At 67.6% G+C, this 14,833-nt stretch carries 19 protein-coding genes; 3 read left to right on the plus strand and 16 right to left on the minus strand.

Annotation, left to right across the window (positions count from 1 at the left end; translation table 11 throughout):
- Positions 1-6: 6 nt before the first annotated feature.
- The 9 genes from bla to ACVPT3_RS12605 all read right to left on the minus strand — a co-directional run bounded on the left by bla (position 7) and on the right by ACVPT3_RS12605 (position 8,066).
- Positions 7-894 (minus strand): class A beta-lactamase, encoded by an 888-nt coding sequence (gene bla, locus ACVPT3_RS12565; RefSeq protein ID WP_492041213.1) that lies wholly within the window; start codon positions 892-894, stop codon positions 7-9.
- A gap of 29 nt (positions 895-923) precedes the next feature.
- Positions 924-2,342 carry a sigma-54-dependent transcriptional regulator FlbD gene (gene flbD / locus ACVPT3_RS12570; protein WP_492041214.1) on the minus strand — a complete coding sequence of 473 codons (1,419 nt, stop codon included), beginning with the start codon at positions 2,340-2,342 and terminating at the stop codon, positions 924-926.
- A gap of 69 nt (positions 2,343-2,411) precedes the next feature.
- Complete coding sequence (gene fliN / locus ACVPT3_RS12575; protein WP_271164295.1) at positions 2,412-2,744, minus strand: flagellar motor switch protein FliN; 333 nt, start codon at positions 2,742-2,744, stop codon at positions 2,412-2,414.
- Positions 2,744-3,391: a FliH/SctL family protein gene (locus ACVPT3_RS12580; protein ID WP_492041215.1), complete on the minus strand. Its 648-nt coding sequence runs from the start codon at positions 3,389-3,391 to the stop codon at positions 2,744-2,746. Before ACVPT3_RS12580 ends, fliN begins: the two co-directional genes overlap by 1 nt.
- A gap of 1 nt (position 3,392) precedes the next feature.
- On the minus strand, positions 3,393-4,427 hold the full coding sequence (gene fliG / locus ACVPT3_RS12585) for a flagellar motor switch protein FliG (protein WP_492041216.1): 1,035 nt from the start codon (positions 4,425-4,427) through the stop codon (positions 3,393-3,395).
- A complete protein-coding gene (gene fliF, locus ACVPT3_RS12590; RefSeq protein ID WP_492043825.1) occupies positions 4,427-6,061 on the minus strand; it encodes a flagellar basal-body MS-ring/collar protein FliF in 1,635 nt (544 codons plus the stop codon). Before fliF ends, fliG begins: the two co-directional genes overlap by 1 nt.
- An 88-nt stretch (positions 6,062-6,149) precedes the next feature.
- A complete protein-coding gene (locus ACVPT3_RS12595) occupies positions 6,150-7,169 on the minus strand; it encodes an alpha/beta fold hydrolase (RefSeq protein WP_492041217.1) in 1,020 nt (339 codons plus the stop codon).
- Entirely contained in the window at positions 7,166-7,774 is a 609-nt protein-coding gene (locus ACVPT3_RS12600) for a uracil-DNA glycosylase family protein (protein WP_492043826.1), read from the minus strand. The genes ACVPT3_RS12595 and ACVPT3_RS12600 overlap by 4 nt, the downstream gene beginning before the upstream one ends.
- On the minus strand, positions 7,764-8,066 hold the full coding sequence (locus ACVPT3_RS12605; protein ID WP_492041218.1) for a DUF3253 domain-containing protein: 303 nt from the start codon (positions 8,064-8,066) through the stop codon (positions 7,764-7,766). Before ACVPT3_RS12605 ends, ACVPT3_RS12600 begins: the two co-directional genes overlap by 11 nt.
- A 47-nt stretch (positions 8,067-8,113) precedes the next feature.
- On the opposite strand from ACVPT3_RS12605, the gene ACVPT3_RS12610 reads away from it, so the two are divergent.
- Positions 8,114-8,548 (plus strand): PaaI family thioesterase, encoded by a 435-nt coding sequence (locus ACVPT3_RS12610; RefSeq protein ID WP_492041219.1) that lies wholly within the window; start codon positions 8,114-8,116, stop codon positions 8,546-8,548.
- Here ACVPT3_RS12610 and ACVPT3_RS12615 read toward each other — a convergent pair.
- The 7 genes from ACVPT3_RS12615 to ACVPT3_RS12645 all read right to left on the minus strand — a co-directional run bounded on the left by ACVPT3_RS12615 (position 8,532) and on the right by ACVPT3_RS12645 (position 13,511).
- Positions 8,532-9,170 carry a YoaK family protein gene (locus tag ACVPT3_RS12615; RefSeq protein ID WP_492041220.1) on the minus strand — a complete coding sequence of 213 codons (639 nt, stop codon included), beginning with the start codon at positions 9,168-9,170 and terminating at the stop codon, positions 8,532-8,534. The genes ACVPT3_RS12610 and ACVPT3_RS12615 overlap by 17 nt on opposite strands.
- A gap of 6 nt (positions 9,171-9,176) precedes the next feature.
- Positions 9,177-9,797 (minus strand): glutathione S-transferase family protein, encoded by a 621-nt coding sequence (locus ACVPT3_RS12620; protein WP_492041221.1) that lies wholly within the window; start codon positions 9,795-9,797, stop codon positions 9,177-9,179.
- Between the two features lie 27 nt (positions 9,798-9,824).
- Entirely contained in the window at positions 9,825-11,099 is a 1,275-nt protein-coding gene (locus tag ACVPT3_RS12625; RefSeq protein ID WP_492041222.1) for a NupC/NupG family nucleoside CNT transporter, read from the minus strand.
- Positions 11,100-11,183: 84 nt separating this feature from the next.
- Complete coding sequence (locus ACVPT3_RS12630; RefSeq protein ID WP_492041223.1) at positions 11,184-11,612, minus strand: DoxX family protein; 429 nt, start codon at positions 11,610-11,612, stop codon at positions 11,184-11,186.
- 2 nt (positions 11,613-11,614) lie between these two features.
- Positions 11,615-12,373: an HvfC/BufC family peptide modification chaperone gene (locus ACVPT3_RS12635; RefSeq protein ID WP_492041224.1), complete on the minus strand. Its 759-nt coding sequence runs from the start codon at positions 12,371-12,373 to the stop codon at positions 11,615-11,617.
- Entirely contained in the window at positions 12,370-13,218 is an 849-nt protein-coding gene (gene bufB, locus ACVPT3_RS12640) for an MNIO family bufferin maturase (protein WP_492041225.1), read from the minus strand. The genes ACVPT3_RS12635 and bufB overlap by 4 nt, the downstream gene beginning before the upstream one ends.
- Positions 13,218-13,511: a BufA1 family periplasmic bufferin-type metallophore gene (locus ACVPT3_RS12645; protein WP_492041226.1), complete on the minus strand. Its 294-nt coding sequence runs from the start codon at positions 13,509-13,511 to the stop codon at positions 13,218-13,220. Before ACVPT3_RS12645 ends, bufB begins: the two co-directional genes overlap by 1 nt.
- 185 nt (positions 13,512-13,696) lie before the next feature.
- On the opposite strand from ACVPT3_RS12645, the gene ACVPT3_RS12650 reads away from it, so the two are divergent.
- Together ACVPT3_RS12650 and ACVPT3_RS12655 are read left to right on the plus strand one after the other, a co-directional pair.
- Entirely contained in the window at positions 13,697-14,206 is a 510-nt protein-coding gene (locus tag ACVPT3_RS12650) for a sigma-70 family RNA polymerase sigma factor (RefSeq protein WP_492041227.1), read from the plus strand.
- Positions 14,196-14,831, plus strand: a complete 636-nt coding sequence (locus ACVPT3_RS12655; protein WP_492041228.1) for an NrsF family protein — start codon at positions 14,196-14,198, stop codon at positions 14,829-14,831. Before ACVPT3_RS12650 ends, ACVPT3_RS12655 begins: the two co-directional genes overlap by 11 nt.
- The last annotated feature ends 2 nt before the right edge of the window (positions 14,832-14,833 follow it).

Genomic DNA, 14,833 nt, shown 5'->3' on the forward strand with positions numbered 1-14,833 from the left:
GGCGTATCAGTCACGGCCCAAAACCTTCAGCGCGCGACGGGTCGCTTCCGCGATTACGGCGTCGCGCTGGTCGTCGGTCGCCTCGGTCGCGCCGGTGAAATAGGCGGCAACGATGACGGGCGAACCGCTCAGCGGCGTCAGCATGGCGATATCGTTCGCCGTGCCGTTCGCGCCGGATCCGGTCTTGTGGGCGACGGTCCAGCCTTCCGGCGCGGCGGCCTTGATCCGGTTCGGGCCGGTCGGCGAGGCCGTCAGCCAGCTGTGCAGCAGGGCGTCGTGGTTGGGCGTCAGCCGATCACTGAAGGCCATCTCGCGGATATTGGCCAGGGTCTGCTCCGGCAGACAGGTGTCACGCGGGTCGTTGGGCAGGGCGGTGTTCAGGTCCGGCTCCAGGCGCGAAATCACGGTGGTGGTGTCGCCGAAGGTCGGCCACCAAGAACGCCATACGGCGATTCCACCCATCTCGCGGATCAGGATATTGGCGGCCGGATTGTCGCTGACCTCCACCGCCGCCTGCATCAGCTCCCGGATCGTCAGGACGCCGCCGACCGCCGGTTCGGTGACAGGGGCGTGAGGGACGATGTCGGCGCGCGTGATGCGAACGGTGCGGTCCAGCCGTTCTTCATCCCGCTGCGCCCGCTCCAGGGTCGCGGCCGCCAGGAAGGCCTTGAAGGTCGAGCAGAAGGGGAAACGTTCCTGGCCGCGCCAGACCACACGCCTGTCGCTGCCGACGTCCAGGGCGGCGACGCCCAGCCGGCCGCCGTGAAGCGCCTCGAGGTCGGACAGGAAGAAGTCCGGCGCCGCTTCGGCCTTCTCCTGGGTCTGGTTGCGGGGGGTGCAGGCGGACAGCCCGCCGCCAAGGCCGAAGCCCAGGCCCAGCGCGCCGCCGATCACCCGCCTTCTGTTCGGCCCGCGCCCCATGCTCAGGCCGCGTAGCCCGATGCGGAAACCCCCGACTGAGGCGCAGGAATGGTCGTGCCCTCGTCGGCGTATTCGTTCAGCTTGTTACGCAGGGTGCGGATAGAGATGCCCAGAATATTGGCCGCATGGGTCCTATTGCCCAGGCAGTGGGTCAGGGTGTCCAGGATCAGGCTCTTTTCCATCGCCGCCACCGTCTGGCCCACGAAGCTGCGGGTCGCGGCGTCGGCCGCCTGGGCCGCGCGCGCGGCGACGCCCCCGCCGTAGGGGGTCTCATGCCCGGTTACGCCCGGGGCCGCCGTCGTCGAACTCGGGCTCAGAGGCTGACCGTCCGGAAGGCGGATGGCGTCGACGTCGATTTCCGGGCCGGTCGCGAGCAAGACCGCGCGGTGCATGGCGTTCTCGAGTTCGCGAACATTTCCGGGCCAGCGATAGGCGCTGATCGCCCGTCGCGCCTGCGCCGACATCGGGCGCACAGGCACGCCGTTGGCCGCCGCATACTTCTTGATGAAATGCTCGGCCAGGACGTCGATGTCGCCGGGCCGTTCGCGCAGGCTCGGCAGGCGCAGGTTCACGACGTTCAACCGGTAGAGCAGGTCCTCGCGGAACGTGCCTTCCGACACGGCGCGCGCCAGGTCGCGGTTGGATGTGGCGATGATGCGGATATTGACCGAGACCGGCTTGGAGCCGCCGACGCGGTCGATGACCCGCTCCTGAATCGCGCGCAGCAGCTTGGCCTGAAGCCGGGCGTCCATCTCGGAGATTTCGTCCAGCAGCAGGGTGCCGCCGTCGGCTTCCTCGAACTTGCCGATGCGGCGCGCGACGGCGCCGGTGAAGGCGCCCTTCTCGTGCCCGAACAGTTCGGATTCCAGCAGATTGTCGGGAATGGCGGCGCAGTTGACGCTGATGAAGGGGCGTTCCGACCGGCGCGAATTGTCGTGCATGTAGCGCGCCATCACCTCCTTGCCGACGCCGCTTTCGCCGGTGATCAGGATCGAGGCTTCCGAGCGCGCCACCTGGTCGGCCAGCTGCAGCACCGCCTTCATCGACGGGTCGGCCGAGATCATCGGCTTCTCGTCGTCGGCGACGGCGGCCAGGACGGCGGCGATCAGCTCCGCGTCGGGCGGCAGGGGAATGAACTCCTTGGCCCCGGCCTTGATCGCTGCAGCGGCCTCGCGTGCGTCGGCGTCGACGCCGAAGGCCACCACCGGAACCGTGATCCGTTCGGCCTCGTTCGCGGCGATCAGGGCCGCGATGTCGAGCTGGTAGTCGACCATCAGAAGGTCGGCGCCCTGCCCTCTTCGCAACTGCTCGGTCGCTTGGTCCGCGCGCTCGACGTGGCTGACCTTGGCGCCGTGCGCCATGGCCATCTTCACCGCCGAAGCGAGCTGTCCGCTCAGTCTGCCTACCACCAGAAGACGCATTGTTCTTCTCCTCTAAACTTTCATCCGGGTCGCCATCGTCACACCGCGCAGAGACTGCGCGGCGTCGCTTCAGCTCCCCGAGTCCTCGGTCTTGATGATTTCCGTCATGGTCACGCCCAGCCGGTCGTCGACGACGACGACCTCGCCGCGCGCGATCAGACGGTTGTTGACGAAGATGTCGATGGCCTCGCCGACCTTGCGGTCCAGCTCCAGCACCGACCCCTTGTTCAGTTTCAGCAGCTGGGCCACCGACATGTGCGACTTGCCCAGCACGGCCGAGATGTTCACCGGCACCTCGAACACCGTCGCCAGGTCGGCGGCGGTCTTGTCGCCATGATCATCGACCACGGCCAGGGCGGTGGAGTCAGGGAACTCCTCGAGCGAAAGATCGTCGGAGGCCATCAGAAATCACTCCGGTCGTTGGAAATGGGAGGTTCGGCGTGCCCCGCCTCGGCGGCCAGGGCGGCGGTCAGAGCTTCGGCCACCCGCTGTGCCGAGCCAGCCGGATCATGATCGACGCGTCCGTCGGCCCATTCGAGCCGGAAGGCCGCCGGGTCCAGTCCCGGTTCGTCGCGGAAGGCCACGACGCCGGTGAAACCACTGTCGGCGCAAGCCTGCTCGACCTGGCTCCGCACCGTGTCATCCAGCCCGACCGTCCGCACCACCAGCCTGGGCGAGGCGTCGATCTCCTGCGCCAGCATTTCCAGCGCGGCCCGCAAGGGCGCCTGAGGGAAGTGCTTGAGGGCGGCTCCGCCGATGGCGCGAGCAGCCGCCAGGGCGAGATCGGCCGACTGTTCACGATGGGTCTGGGCCACGCCGCGCAGCGAGGGAATGGCGGCGGCGACTCCCTGGGCGATGTTGGTCAGGGCCATGGCGCGGATGTTCTCGATCTCGGCCAGGGCCTGCTGACGCGCTTCCAGCCGGGCATGGGCCACCAGGGCGTCCACCTCGGCAGGCAGATAGCTGCGCTTGGCCGGCTTCCAGCTTCCCGGACGCACCACCTCGCCGGCAGCGTCGAATTCGGTGTCAAAGGCGAAGGGCTTGCTCATGTCAGTAAATCAACTCGTCGTCGCTGCCCTGGCCGGCGAGCATGATCTCGCCGCGCGCCGCCAGATCCTTGGCGACCTGCACCATGGCCATCTGCGCCGCGTCGACGTCCTTCAGGCGGACAGGCCCCATGGATTCCATGTCCTCGCGCATGATCTTTGAGGCGCGTTCTGACATGTTGGAGAAGAACATCTCGCGCAGGGGTTCGGACGCCCCCTTGAGGGCTAGCCCCAGGGAGTCCTTGTCCACTGCGCGCAGCAGGGTCTGGACGCCGCCGGGATCCAGCTTCGCCAGATCTTCGAAGACGAACATCAGCGCACGAATCCGCTCGGCGGATTCGCGGCTGCGCTCTTCCAGGGCGCCGATGAAGCGCGCCTCGGTCTGGCGGTCGAAACTGTTGAAGATATCGGCCATCATCTCGTGACTGTCGCGTTTGGAAGTGCGCGCCAGGTTCGACATGAATTCGGTGCGCAGCGTCGCCTCGATCTTGTCCAGGATTTCCCGCTGAACGGGCTCCATCCGGAGCATCCGCTGCACGCATTCCAGGGCGAAGTCTTCCGGCAGAGCCGTCAGCACGCGGGCGGCGTGATCGGACTTCACCTTGGACAGAATGACAGCGACGGTCTGGGGGTATTCGTTCTTCAGATAGTTGGCGAGGACCGCCTCGTTCACGTTGCCGAGCTTGTCCCACATGGTCCGGCCGGCCGGACCGCGGATCTCCTCCATCAGACCGTCGACGCGATCCTGGGGCAGGAAGGCGGCCAGCAGCCTCTGGGTCTGCTCGTAGCTGCCCATGACGGAGCCGGAGCCGGCCAGACCGGAGACGAACTCGATCATCAGGGCCTCGACCGCCTCGGCGGTCACATTGCCGAGGGTAGCCATGGCCTGGGAGATCTCCTTGATCTCCTCGTCGTCCAGACGCTCCCACAGCGCCGTATGCTCCTCGCCCAACGCCAGCAGGATGACCGCCGCCTTTTCAGGCCCCGACAGCTTGTTGGGGTCGTCGATGGACAGTTTCTTAGTGACGAGCTTGGCCATCAGCCTTCCGCCACCCAGCTGCGCAGGATGCCGGCCGCCTCATCGGGATGGGCGGCGACGAAATCAGCGACTTTCTTGACCGATGACGCCTTAACCTGCCCCTCGATCCGGGCGATGTCGATCTTCTGATCCATCTCGTTCGGCGCCGGCAGTTGAACCAGCTGCGGCTGGCCGTCCGGACCAATCACGGTGGTGGTCACCGTCGCGACAGGCAGACCGTCGGGCCCCGCCAGGGCCGTGGAGCCCCCACCCGCCGCCGTCTTCAGCAGCGGGCGCAAAACGAAGAATATCAGCAGCAGGGCGACGACCGCGAGGATGACCAGTTCGATCAGCCGCATGACGTCCGCCCTGGAGAAGTCCAGCAGCGAAGACTTGCCTTCGAGGCCTCCGGCTATGCCGGTGTCGTGGTTGAAGCGAACATTGATGACCTCGATCTTGTCGCCCCGCGCCTCGTCGATGCCGGCGGCGGCGGCCACCAGGGACTTGATCTGGGCGATCTCCTCGGCGCTTCGGGGCGCATAGGTCGGCTCGCCCTTGCCGTCGGCGGCGGGCGTCCACTTGCCGTCCACGGCGACCGCGATCGCCAGCTTCTTGACCTCGCCCGGCTCCTTGATGGTCGTGGTCGTGGTGTTCGAAATCTCGTAATTGGTGGTTTCGGCGTTCTCGGCGCTGGTCGCGCCGGCCGGGGTGTTCGCCGGAGGCGCGCCGCCGGGGATGTTGTTGGCTGCGGTCACGCCGCCGTCGTTCTGCCCCGTCGTGTCCGACGACTGCGAGCCGTTTGTGGTGGTCGAGCGAACGACCTGGCCGTCGGGATCGAACTTCTGCTCCTGGGTCGTCGAGCGGCTCTGGTCGATGTCGGCCGTGACCTGAACCCGCGCGGAGCCTATGCCGACTACGCCCTCGACAATATCCTTGATCCGGGCCTGCAGCTGAGCCTCGGTATTGCCCTTGGCCTCGGCGGCGGAAGCGGAATTGAAGGTCTCATTGTCGCCGCCGGCCGCGAGCGTGCGATTGTTCTGATCGGCGACTGTGACCCGGTCCGGCTTCAGGTTGGGCACAGATGAGGCGACCAGATTCCGGATCGCCCGCACCTGGTCGGGGCTCAGGTCGCGACCGCCCAGCCCGACAAGGACAGCAGCGGTCGGATCGCCGGCGGCCGAGGTGAACATCTCGCGACGCGGCATGGTGATATGGACACGCGCGGCGGTGATGCCTCGCATGGACATGATGGTGCGCGCCAACTCGCCCTGCAGGGCGCGCTGCTCGTTCAGCTGCTGCTGGAACTCGGTCTGGCCCAGGACCGACTGGTTGTCGAAGATCTCGTAGCCGACCGACCCTGAGGTCACGAGACCCTTTTCGGCGATCAGCATCCGCGCCGTGCCGACGTCGTCGCGATTGACCATGACGGTCGAACCGTCGCCCTTGGACGTATATTTGATGCCCGCCTGCTGCAGGGCGGTGGTGATTTCGCCGGCTTCGCGCAGATCGAGGTTGGAATAGAGCAGCGCATCCGGCGCCTGGCCCACGCGCAGCATGACGGCGACCAGTACGGCGGTCACGCCTGCGGCGACGCCGAGGACCGCCGCCAGGCGACCGATCCCGAACTTCTGCAACGCCGCCGTAAAGCCGCCCACGCGTTTCCGCCCCAAACTCGCGGGAGACACTGACGCCCCGCTAGGCAGAAAATGCCGCGTCGATGGTAAACGTGGCGTTAAGAGAGGTTTACGGGCTGACCGCCTTCTCCAGCTGAGGCAGGACCGGCGGCGCGCCCGACGGCAAGGGCGCCCCCGGATTCTTCAACCACGAGACGACGTCACGATAGACGATCTCGGCGTCGAGATCGCGGTTCAGCAGATGCCAGCCTTGCGGATACCAGGCGGTCCGCAGCGCGCCTCCCTCCGCTTCGGCCCGTTCCAGGGCCCGCCGCATCGGTCCCTTCTTCACCACCTCGTCATGGGCGCCGTACATCAGTATCGCATCGCCCTGGATTCGGCCCAGGCTCCGCGACGACGCCTCCATCAGATCGACCAGCCCATAGACAGTGTCGAAACGGGTGGCGAGAATGCTCATCGGATCGCGCCCGTTGCGGATCAGTTCCAGCGTATTGCTGGAGGCGTGGATGTCGCGCGTGATGAAGGCGGGCGGCTCCAGCGCCACATCCCCAAGGGCGCGCGCGGCGATATTGAGCGCCGCGCTGTTCAGCGGCCCCTGCGTCGACCAGCCCCAGACGCCCGGAGCCAGGAGCACCAACCGATCGGCGTCGGGTGGAGCGTCGGATCCGAAGGCCGCCGCCGCCACCGACCCGCCCATGCTCTCGCCCACCACGGCGATCACGGCGTCCGGATAGCGGGCGCGAGCCAGGGCCGTGACCTCGCGCAGATCGTCGGTCATCCGCTGTCGCCCGGCCCAGACGCCTCGCCCGGGCGCCGCGCCGAAGCCGCGTTGGTCATAGGCCCAGGTCTCGATCCCCTGCTCGGCCCACCACGGTCCCGCCAGACGGAAGCTGGCGTCGTGATCGTTCATGCCGTGCAGGGCCACAATCACGGCCCAAGGCGCCTGATCGGCCGGCCCCCAACGCAGATAGGGCAGACGCGCGCCGTCGGACATGACCAGGGCGCGATCCTCGACGTGAGCGCCGGCGAACCCTGGCGGCGGCGTCATCGGCGGCTGGATATGGGGCGTGGCGCAGGCCGATACGCCTATCGTCAGAGCCAGCGCGATGACGGAAACGACGGCTTTCATGCGCACATCCTTGCGGGGGCCATCAAGATCGACCGCACCCTTTCCCGCAGATAGGGAACCACCTCTTGGTCGAACCAGGGGCTCTTCCTCAGCCAGGCCGTATTGCGCCAGGACGGATGCGGCAACGGCAGAAGGTCCGGCGCATAATCTCGCCAGGCCCGCACCGTCTCGGTCATGTTCGGCTTCGCGCGCCGGCCCAGAGCCCAGGCCTGGGCGTAGCCGCCAACCAGCAGGATCAGCTCCATCTGCGGCAGGGCGTCCAGCAACTGCGGTCGCCACAGCTCGGCGCACCGCGGCGGCGGCGGATAGTCGCCGCCTTTTGGCGCCGTGCCCGGATAGCAGAAGGCCTGGGCCGCCACCCCGATGCGACGGTCGGCGTAGAAGCTCTCGTAATCCACGCCCATCCAGTCGCGCAGCCGGTCGCCCGACGGATCGGTGAACGGCAGGCCGCTTTCGTGCACGCGCCGCCCCGGCGCCTGGCCGCAGATCAGCAGCCGCGTCTCGGCAAAGACCCGCACCACCGGGCGCGGCGTATGCGGCAGCACGCCTGCGCAGGCGCGACAGGCGCGGATGTCGCTCAGGACTGAGTCGAGATCAGTCGTCATCATCCTCGACGACCGGCGGACGGCGGCTGAGGGCCAGGGCCGTCTCTTCCTCCGTCGGCTGGCGCAGACGCGTCACCCCTCGGAAGTTGTCCGGATCGACCGGCTTGCCCTTCTTGGTGATGGTCAGCTTGCCCTGGCGCATCAGTCCCAGGGCCGTGGCGCGCACCTTGGGCAACATGCGCTGCCACTGCTCGGGCTGTAGCTCTTTGGCCACTTCCGCCGGCTCGATACTCTTGCCGGGCTCAAGCGCGGCGATTTTGTTCAGGATTGCGGTTTCGATCGGATCGCTCATTGCGCCTATATGCTGCACCGCGAGACCAGAAGTAAGGCCGAGTCGTCATGCCGAAGAAAATCACCGTCGCCGAGGGCGAATTCGCCGGCTGGCAGACCTACGACCTCCACGACACGTTCGACGTCGTGGTCGGCCCCTTCTACGGCCGGCTGGACCCCGACGGCCACATGCGCTGCGCCTTCCGCGCCGAACAGAAACACATGAACGCCGGCGGGCGGATGCACGGCGGCTGCCTGATGACCTTCGCCGACATCGCCATGTTCCAGATCGCTTATCATGAGATGGAGGGCGCCTCGGGCGTCACGGTCCAGCTGGACTCCACCTTCATCGACGGCGCCTATGTCGGCGAACTGATCGAGGCGACCGGCCAGGTCACCAAGGCGGGCAAGAGCCTGATCTTCGTGCGCGGCCAGATCAATACGGGCGAACGGCTGCTGATGACCTTCTCTGGCGTGATCCGCAAGTTCACGCCGCGCGGTTGAGCCGCACGATCAGGGCCATCAGCAGGGCGAAACCGGCGGCGGGCCAAAGGGCCGCCAGTCCCAGACGGCCGAAGGTCAGGGCGCCCAGCACCGCCCCGACGCTCAGCCCCGCCCACAGGGTCAGATAGGCCTTGTAGGCGTGCCGGTCTCCGCCCTTTACAGCGCTCGCCAGGGCCTGCCCCAGCTTGACCAGGGTTCCGGTCATATAGGTCAGGCTGACCCCGACCTCCCCGTTTCTCAGGAAGACCGAGTTCTCGGCGCCCATGGCCATGACCATCAGGCCGACGGCGGCGGGCGTCAGCCCCGCGCCCGCAAGAGCAGCGGCCAAGGCCAGCAGCAGGCCCTCGAACATCAAGACCCGGCTGCGCGACCGCGCCCCTTCTCCGCCCGCGACCAGGGAGCCGAGAAACGAACCCAGCACGAACAGGGCCAATATGACCGCCAGATGTGCGGCCGCCGGCCAGTGCCCCTCAGCGAGGTTGGCGGCCAACCGGGTGGAGTTGCCGCTCATGAAGGAGACAAAGACTCCGCCGAGCTGCAGAAAGCCGAGGCTGTCGACATAGCCGGCCAGCCCCGCCAGCAGCAGGGCCAACCAGCGATCCGACGGCGTCAGCGACCGCAAGGCCGTTCAGACCCCGGCCTTGGCCGCCGGACGGGCCCGACAGGCGTCGAACCACCGGTGGAGGTTCTCGAACTCGGCGGGAGGCCTATAGCGGACCATCCGCGCGAAATCCAGACCGACCACGGCGACGATATCGGCGATAGTGAACCGGTCCAGGGCGATGAACTCACGCTCGGCCAGATGCCGGTCCAGGGTCTTCATGAACCGCTCGGCCGACAGCTTGTTGTAGTCCGCCACCTGCGGGATCTGAACCGCCTCCAACGCGGCAAGAGCCGGGTGGGAGTGGCGCACGTTCAGCATGATCGGATTGGACAGATAGAATTCGCACCGGCGAGTCCACATCTCGACCACCGCCTGTTCGCGCGCGTCACGGCCGAACAGATTCGGCTCCGGATACAGGGCCTCCAAGTATCGGCCGATAGCGACGGATTCCGAAATGGTCGTCCCGTCGTCCAGCTCCAGCGCCGGCAGGTGGGGCACGCCGACCTTGTTCCGATATTCCGGCTTCTTGTGATCGCCGGTCAGGATGTCGATCTCGATCAGTTCGACATCCTCGACCCCCTTCTCGGCCATGACCCAGCGGACACGGCGCGGATTGGGGGCGCGGTGCGAGGTGTAGAGTTTCATGGGGCGTCTCCGTTGTTTTGGGAAACGCTACTGCCCGAACACCGCCGCTGGCAAGGCGCCGACGATGGCGGCGCTCATCAGGGTGGCCATGAAGCCGGCGAACAGAGCCTTCCAGATCAGGCCCAGAACCTCGTGACGCCGTTCCGGCATCAGCACGGACAATCCGGTCACGGTGATGCCCACCGATCCGATATTGGCGAAGCCGCACAGGGCGTAGGTCATCAGCATCCGCGTCCGCTCGCTCATCGCCTCGGGGGGCAGCTTGCCCAGTTCGATGAAGGCCACGAACTCGGTCAGGGTCAGTTTGACGCCCAGCAGCCAGCCGCCCAGCCCCGCCTCGCGCGTCTCGACGCCGATCAGCCAGGCCAGGGGGGTGAACAGCACGCCCAGGATCCGTTCGACCGTCAGCGGCTCGCCGAAGACGACGAAGCCGCCCAGCATGATGTTGACCAGGGCCACCAGGGCCACGAAGACGATCAGCACAGCCGAGATGTTCAGCACCACCATCAGGCCGTCCGAGGTGCCCTTGGAGATGGCGTCGATACTGCTGTCGTACTTCAGCGCCGAGTCATAGCTGATCGACTGGATGGCTTCCTTGTCCGGCTCGGGCACGATGATCCGCGCCAGCAGCACCCCGGCCGGGGCCGAGACGATGGAGGCGACCAGGACGTGGCCTGCGGCGTTGGGCAGGCTCTGGGACAGGATACTGGCGTAGGCGACCATGGTCGAACCGGCGACCGTCGCCAGGCCCACGGTCATCATCAGGAAGATTTCGGACCGGCTCAGCTTGTCCAGATAGGCCTTGATGACAATGGGGCTCTCGATCGTGCCCAGGAAGATGTTGGCCGCCACCGCCAGGGCCGAGGCGCCGCCCAGGCCCATGGTGCGCTGGAACAGCACGCCGAACCCACGGATCAGCCACTTCAGGATCTTCCAGTGCCACAACAGGGCCGACAGGGCCGAGATGACCATGATCAGCGGCAGGACGTTGAAGGCGAAGGTGAACAGCGCCCCCTCGTTCTGAACCGCATAGGGCTGATCCCCCCCGGCCAGATAGCCGAAGACGAAACGCGTGCCCTCAGCCGTCGCGACCGCCAGGCCGTCGATGGCGCCCGTCACCGCCGCCAGCACCGAACGCGACCCCGGAATGGCGAACAGGGCCAGCACCAGCCCCGCCTGAACCGCCACGGCGCCGATGGCCAGTTTCCACGGGAAATCGCGCCGGTTCTCGGAGATGGCCCAGCACAGGGCGATGATGACGACCAGGCCGAACAGGCTCTGGAGGTTCAGAAGACTGAACATGAAAAGGCGATCCCCTGCCCGGCCCGCGCCGGCTTCATCCGCTTCAAGGACAAAGTGACGCGGCTGACAAGGGGCGCGCGCGTATCAGTCGATCTTCAGCACACGGTCCAGACTGAGCGCACCCGGTCCGCGGGCGATCAGATAGGCCAGCGGCCCGGCCCAAAGCAGGTGCACGGGCCAGCCGCCCGGCTCGACGAAGAGCTGGATCACCAGGGTCATGAACAGCAGGCCCGCCGCCGCCGGCCGGGTCGCCAGACCCAGCACCAGCAGGATCGGCAACAGATGCTCGGAATAGGTCGCCAGATGCGCCGCCAGGTCAGCGGGCAGCAGGGGCACGCGGTATTCCTCGGCGAACAGATAGCGTGTCGAGGGGGTGATCGTCAGCAGCCCCTCGACCTTGGTCCGCCCCGACAGGAAGAAGGGCGTGGCGATCCCGACGCGCAGCAGCAGGGCCAAGGCGGCCTCGGGCACGGCGGCGGTGATGCGTCGGTGAATATTCGCGATACGGTTCATGATCAGTCTTTCGAGATTGAGGGTGAGGTGAAGACGCCGAGCGCGATGAGGCCGGCGAAGAGGGCGGACAAATCCAGACCGGGCGCCGCCGCCTGGGCCACAGCCGCAGCAACGCCGAACGGCCGGTTGAGGCGGCTGGCGTCCAGGAAGACCCATTCCGCGCGGCTCAACCGCCGCGCCTGCACCTCGGAGCCAGGCCGGTGCACCAACAGGCCTTCCGCCTCGGCTCGCCACGCCAGCGGCGCGGCCGGGGAAGGATAGCGATGCGCCAGCCATAGGGACGGCGCGGTCCACTCGAACCAGAACAACTGAACCGATGGGTGCAGGTTGGCCGTCACGCCCGCCAGGGCGGGGCCGAGCGCGGCGGCCTCGCGCGGCTCGAACGACGGCGCGTCTTCGGCCAGATGGGCTTGGGTCCAGGCCCGGTCCAGCCGGGCGCAGGCCGCCAGATAGGCCATGTCCCGCGCCGGCTCGAAACGAGCCAGCCAATCGGGGAAGCCTGCGCCGTAATCGACCAGCACCGGCGTGTCGCCCGGCTGTTCTGCGACGAAGGCGACGGCGGCGGCGCGGAACCAGTCCTCGCCGACCATCTGCAACACGGTGGGATAGTTGGCTTCCAGGGCGTCCATCCGCCCCTTGATCGTCGTGTTGCGATAGACGGCCAGCGCCCCCAGCGTCCGGTCGCCCGGCTCCAGGTGCGGCCACAGGGCGTCCAGGTCGCCGGTCAACGCCCTGTCGAAAGCGGCGTGAAACCTGGTCACGCCACCGCCTCCACGGCGGTCAGCGCCGCAGCGGCGCGCGCCTGTTCGGCCAATAGGACCGGGAATTCGGGGACATCGCCGTCGCGCTCGACCAGGGTCGGCCGAGGGCCGATGCGCGCGATCAGACGGTCATAGAGCGTCCAGACGGTCTCGGACACGGGGGCGTCGTGACTGTCGATCAGCAGGGCCTCGCCCCAGACCGGATCGGGGCGATGGCCCGCGAGATGGATTTCGCCCACCAGTTCGCCGGGCACGGCGTCCAGCCAGGCCTCGGCGGAGAAGCCCATGTTCGAAGCGCTGACATGGACGTTATTGACGTCGATCAGAAGGCCGCACCCGGTCCGCCGGGCGATCTCGACCAGAAACTCGACCTCGTCCCACTCATGTCCGGCCAGGGCCAGATAGGCGGACGGGTTTTCGATCAGCAGCCGCCGCCCCAGGGCCTGTTGCGCCTCGTCGACGTGGTCGCACACCAGGTTCAGCATCTCGTGGCTGCGCGGGACGGGCAGAAGGTCGGGATGGTAGACGCCGCCGCGTCGCGACCAGGCCAGATGCTCGGACACCACAAAGGGCTCGAACCGGTCGATCAGGGCGCGGAACCGGGCCAGATGTTCGCGGTCCGGGCGCTCGTCGCCGGCCAGGGACAGGCCCACCCCGTGCAGAGACAACGGGCGCGCGGCGCGCACCGTCTCCAGCCACGACAGACGCGGTCCGCCCGCGACCATGTAGTTCTCGGGATGAACCTCGAACCACAGGCCGCGCTGGGCTCCGGCCGCCGGACAGGCCGCAGCCTCCGAATAATGCTGGGGCTTCAGGCCCAGTCCGGCGGTCGGAAGCGGGGGCATCAGCGGTTCGCGATCGGGGTCAGCGAACCATTGCCCTTGGGCGTCTGGATCGAGGTGCAGGTGCCCTTGGCTACCAGTTTCCAGGCATTGCCCTGGTAGTCGCGCACCGAGGTGCCGGCGCAGGTGGTGCCGGGGCCGGCGGCGCAGTCGTTCTTGCCGGCCTTGGCCACGCCGTAGCATTTCTCCATGGCGGCTTCCTGCTGCGCGGTGGGGTGGTTTTGCGCGGCGGCCGCGTTGGCGCCGAGGGCCAGCAGGGCGCCGGCGCCGACCAGGATCTTGGTGGAAATGTTCATGGGATCGTTTCCTGTGTGACAGCCGTCCGGGGCGGAGCGGCCTGACAGCAGAGGTTTCGGTCCCGGCGCGGCGAAGGTTACGAGAAATATTTCGTCGTCGTCCGCCGCCGGGCGTGTAACCTTCGCGGCGTCCGGCGCGAATGGGATGCTGCGTGGTCGACAGAGAAGCCGAGCTCAAACGTCTGATGTTACGGGGTCTCGACGGCGACCCCGTGGCCTGGCGCGCCCTGCTGTCCGAGATGCGCGGCGCCCTGACCCCCTTTTTCAAACGTCGCCTGATCGGCTGCGAAGCCGATGCGGAGGATCTCGTGCAGGACTGCCTGATCGCCATTCACGCCAAGCGCGCGACCTATGACAGGTCGCTACCGTTCACGGCCTGGGCCTATGCGATCGCGCGCTACAAGCTGATCGATCATTTCCGCCGTCTGGGCCGCCGCCCCGACGTGCCGCTGGAGGAGGCGTCGGTGCTGCTGGCCGAACATACGGTCGAGGACGGCGTCGTTCGCCGCGACCTGAAGAAGGTCCTGTCCATCCTGCCGCTGCGCCAGCGCCGCCTTATCGAGGATGTGCGCGTCGGCGGGTTCAGCCTGGCCGAAGCGGCTCAGCGCAACGGCTTTACCGAGGGCGCGGCCAAGGTCAGCGTCCACCGCTCCATGAAGACGCTGGTCGCCAGCGTGTCCCCAAATGAAGACTGAAGACCTGATCGACGCCCTGGCCGCCGGACTTGAGCCGGCCAAGCCCGCACGGCCCAGCGCCGTGCTTCTCGCCGCCGCCGCCTTGACGGCAGTGGCGGCCGTGGCCTTGCTGTTGGGCGTCCGATCGGATCTGGGCCAGGCGCTGCAGGGGCCGATCCCGTGGCTGAAGGGGCTCTATACCGCCGCCCTGGCGGGAAGCGGGATCTGGCTGGCGACACGGCTAGGACGACCCGGCGTCGATCCGCGCCCGGCAGCCTTCGCCCTCATCGCCGTCGTGGCGGCAGCGGTGCTGTGGGGCGTGATTGAGATGAGCCTGACCCCGCCGGAGCAGCGGCTGGCCGGCTGGCTGGGCGGAACCTGGACCATCTGCGGCCGCAACATCGTGCTGGTCTCGGCCTTCGCCGCGCCCATGGTCTTCCTGTCGGCGCGGCGGCTGGCGCAGACACGGCCGACAACGGCCGGTCTGGCGCTGGGTCTGGCGACGGGCGGCCTCGCCGCCACCGCCTATGGTCTGCTGCACTGTGGCGAGGCGACCGCCGCCTTCGTCGCCACCTGGTATACGCTGGGGATCGCGACCGCCGGCCTGATCGGCGCCGCCGTCGGCCGCTTCGCCCTGCGTTGGTGACG

The sequence above is a fragment of the Brevundimonas sp. FV1ps31S genome, from assembly GCF_058681265.1.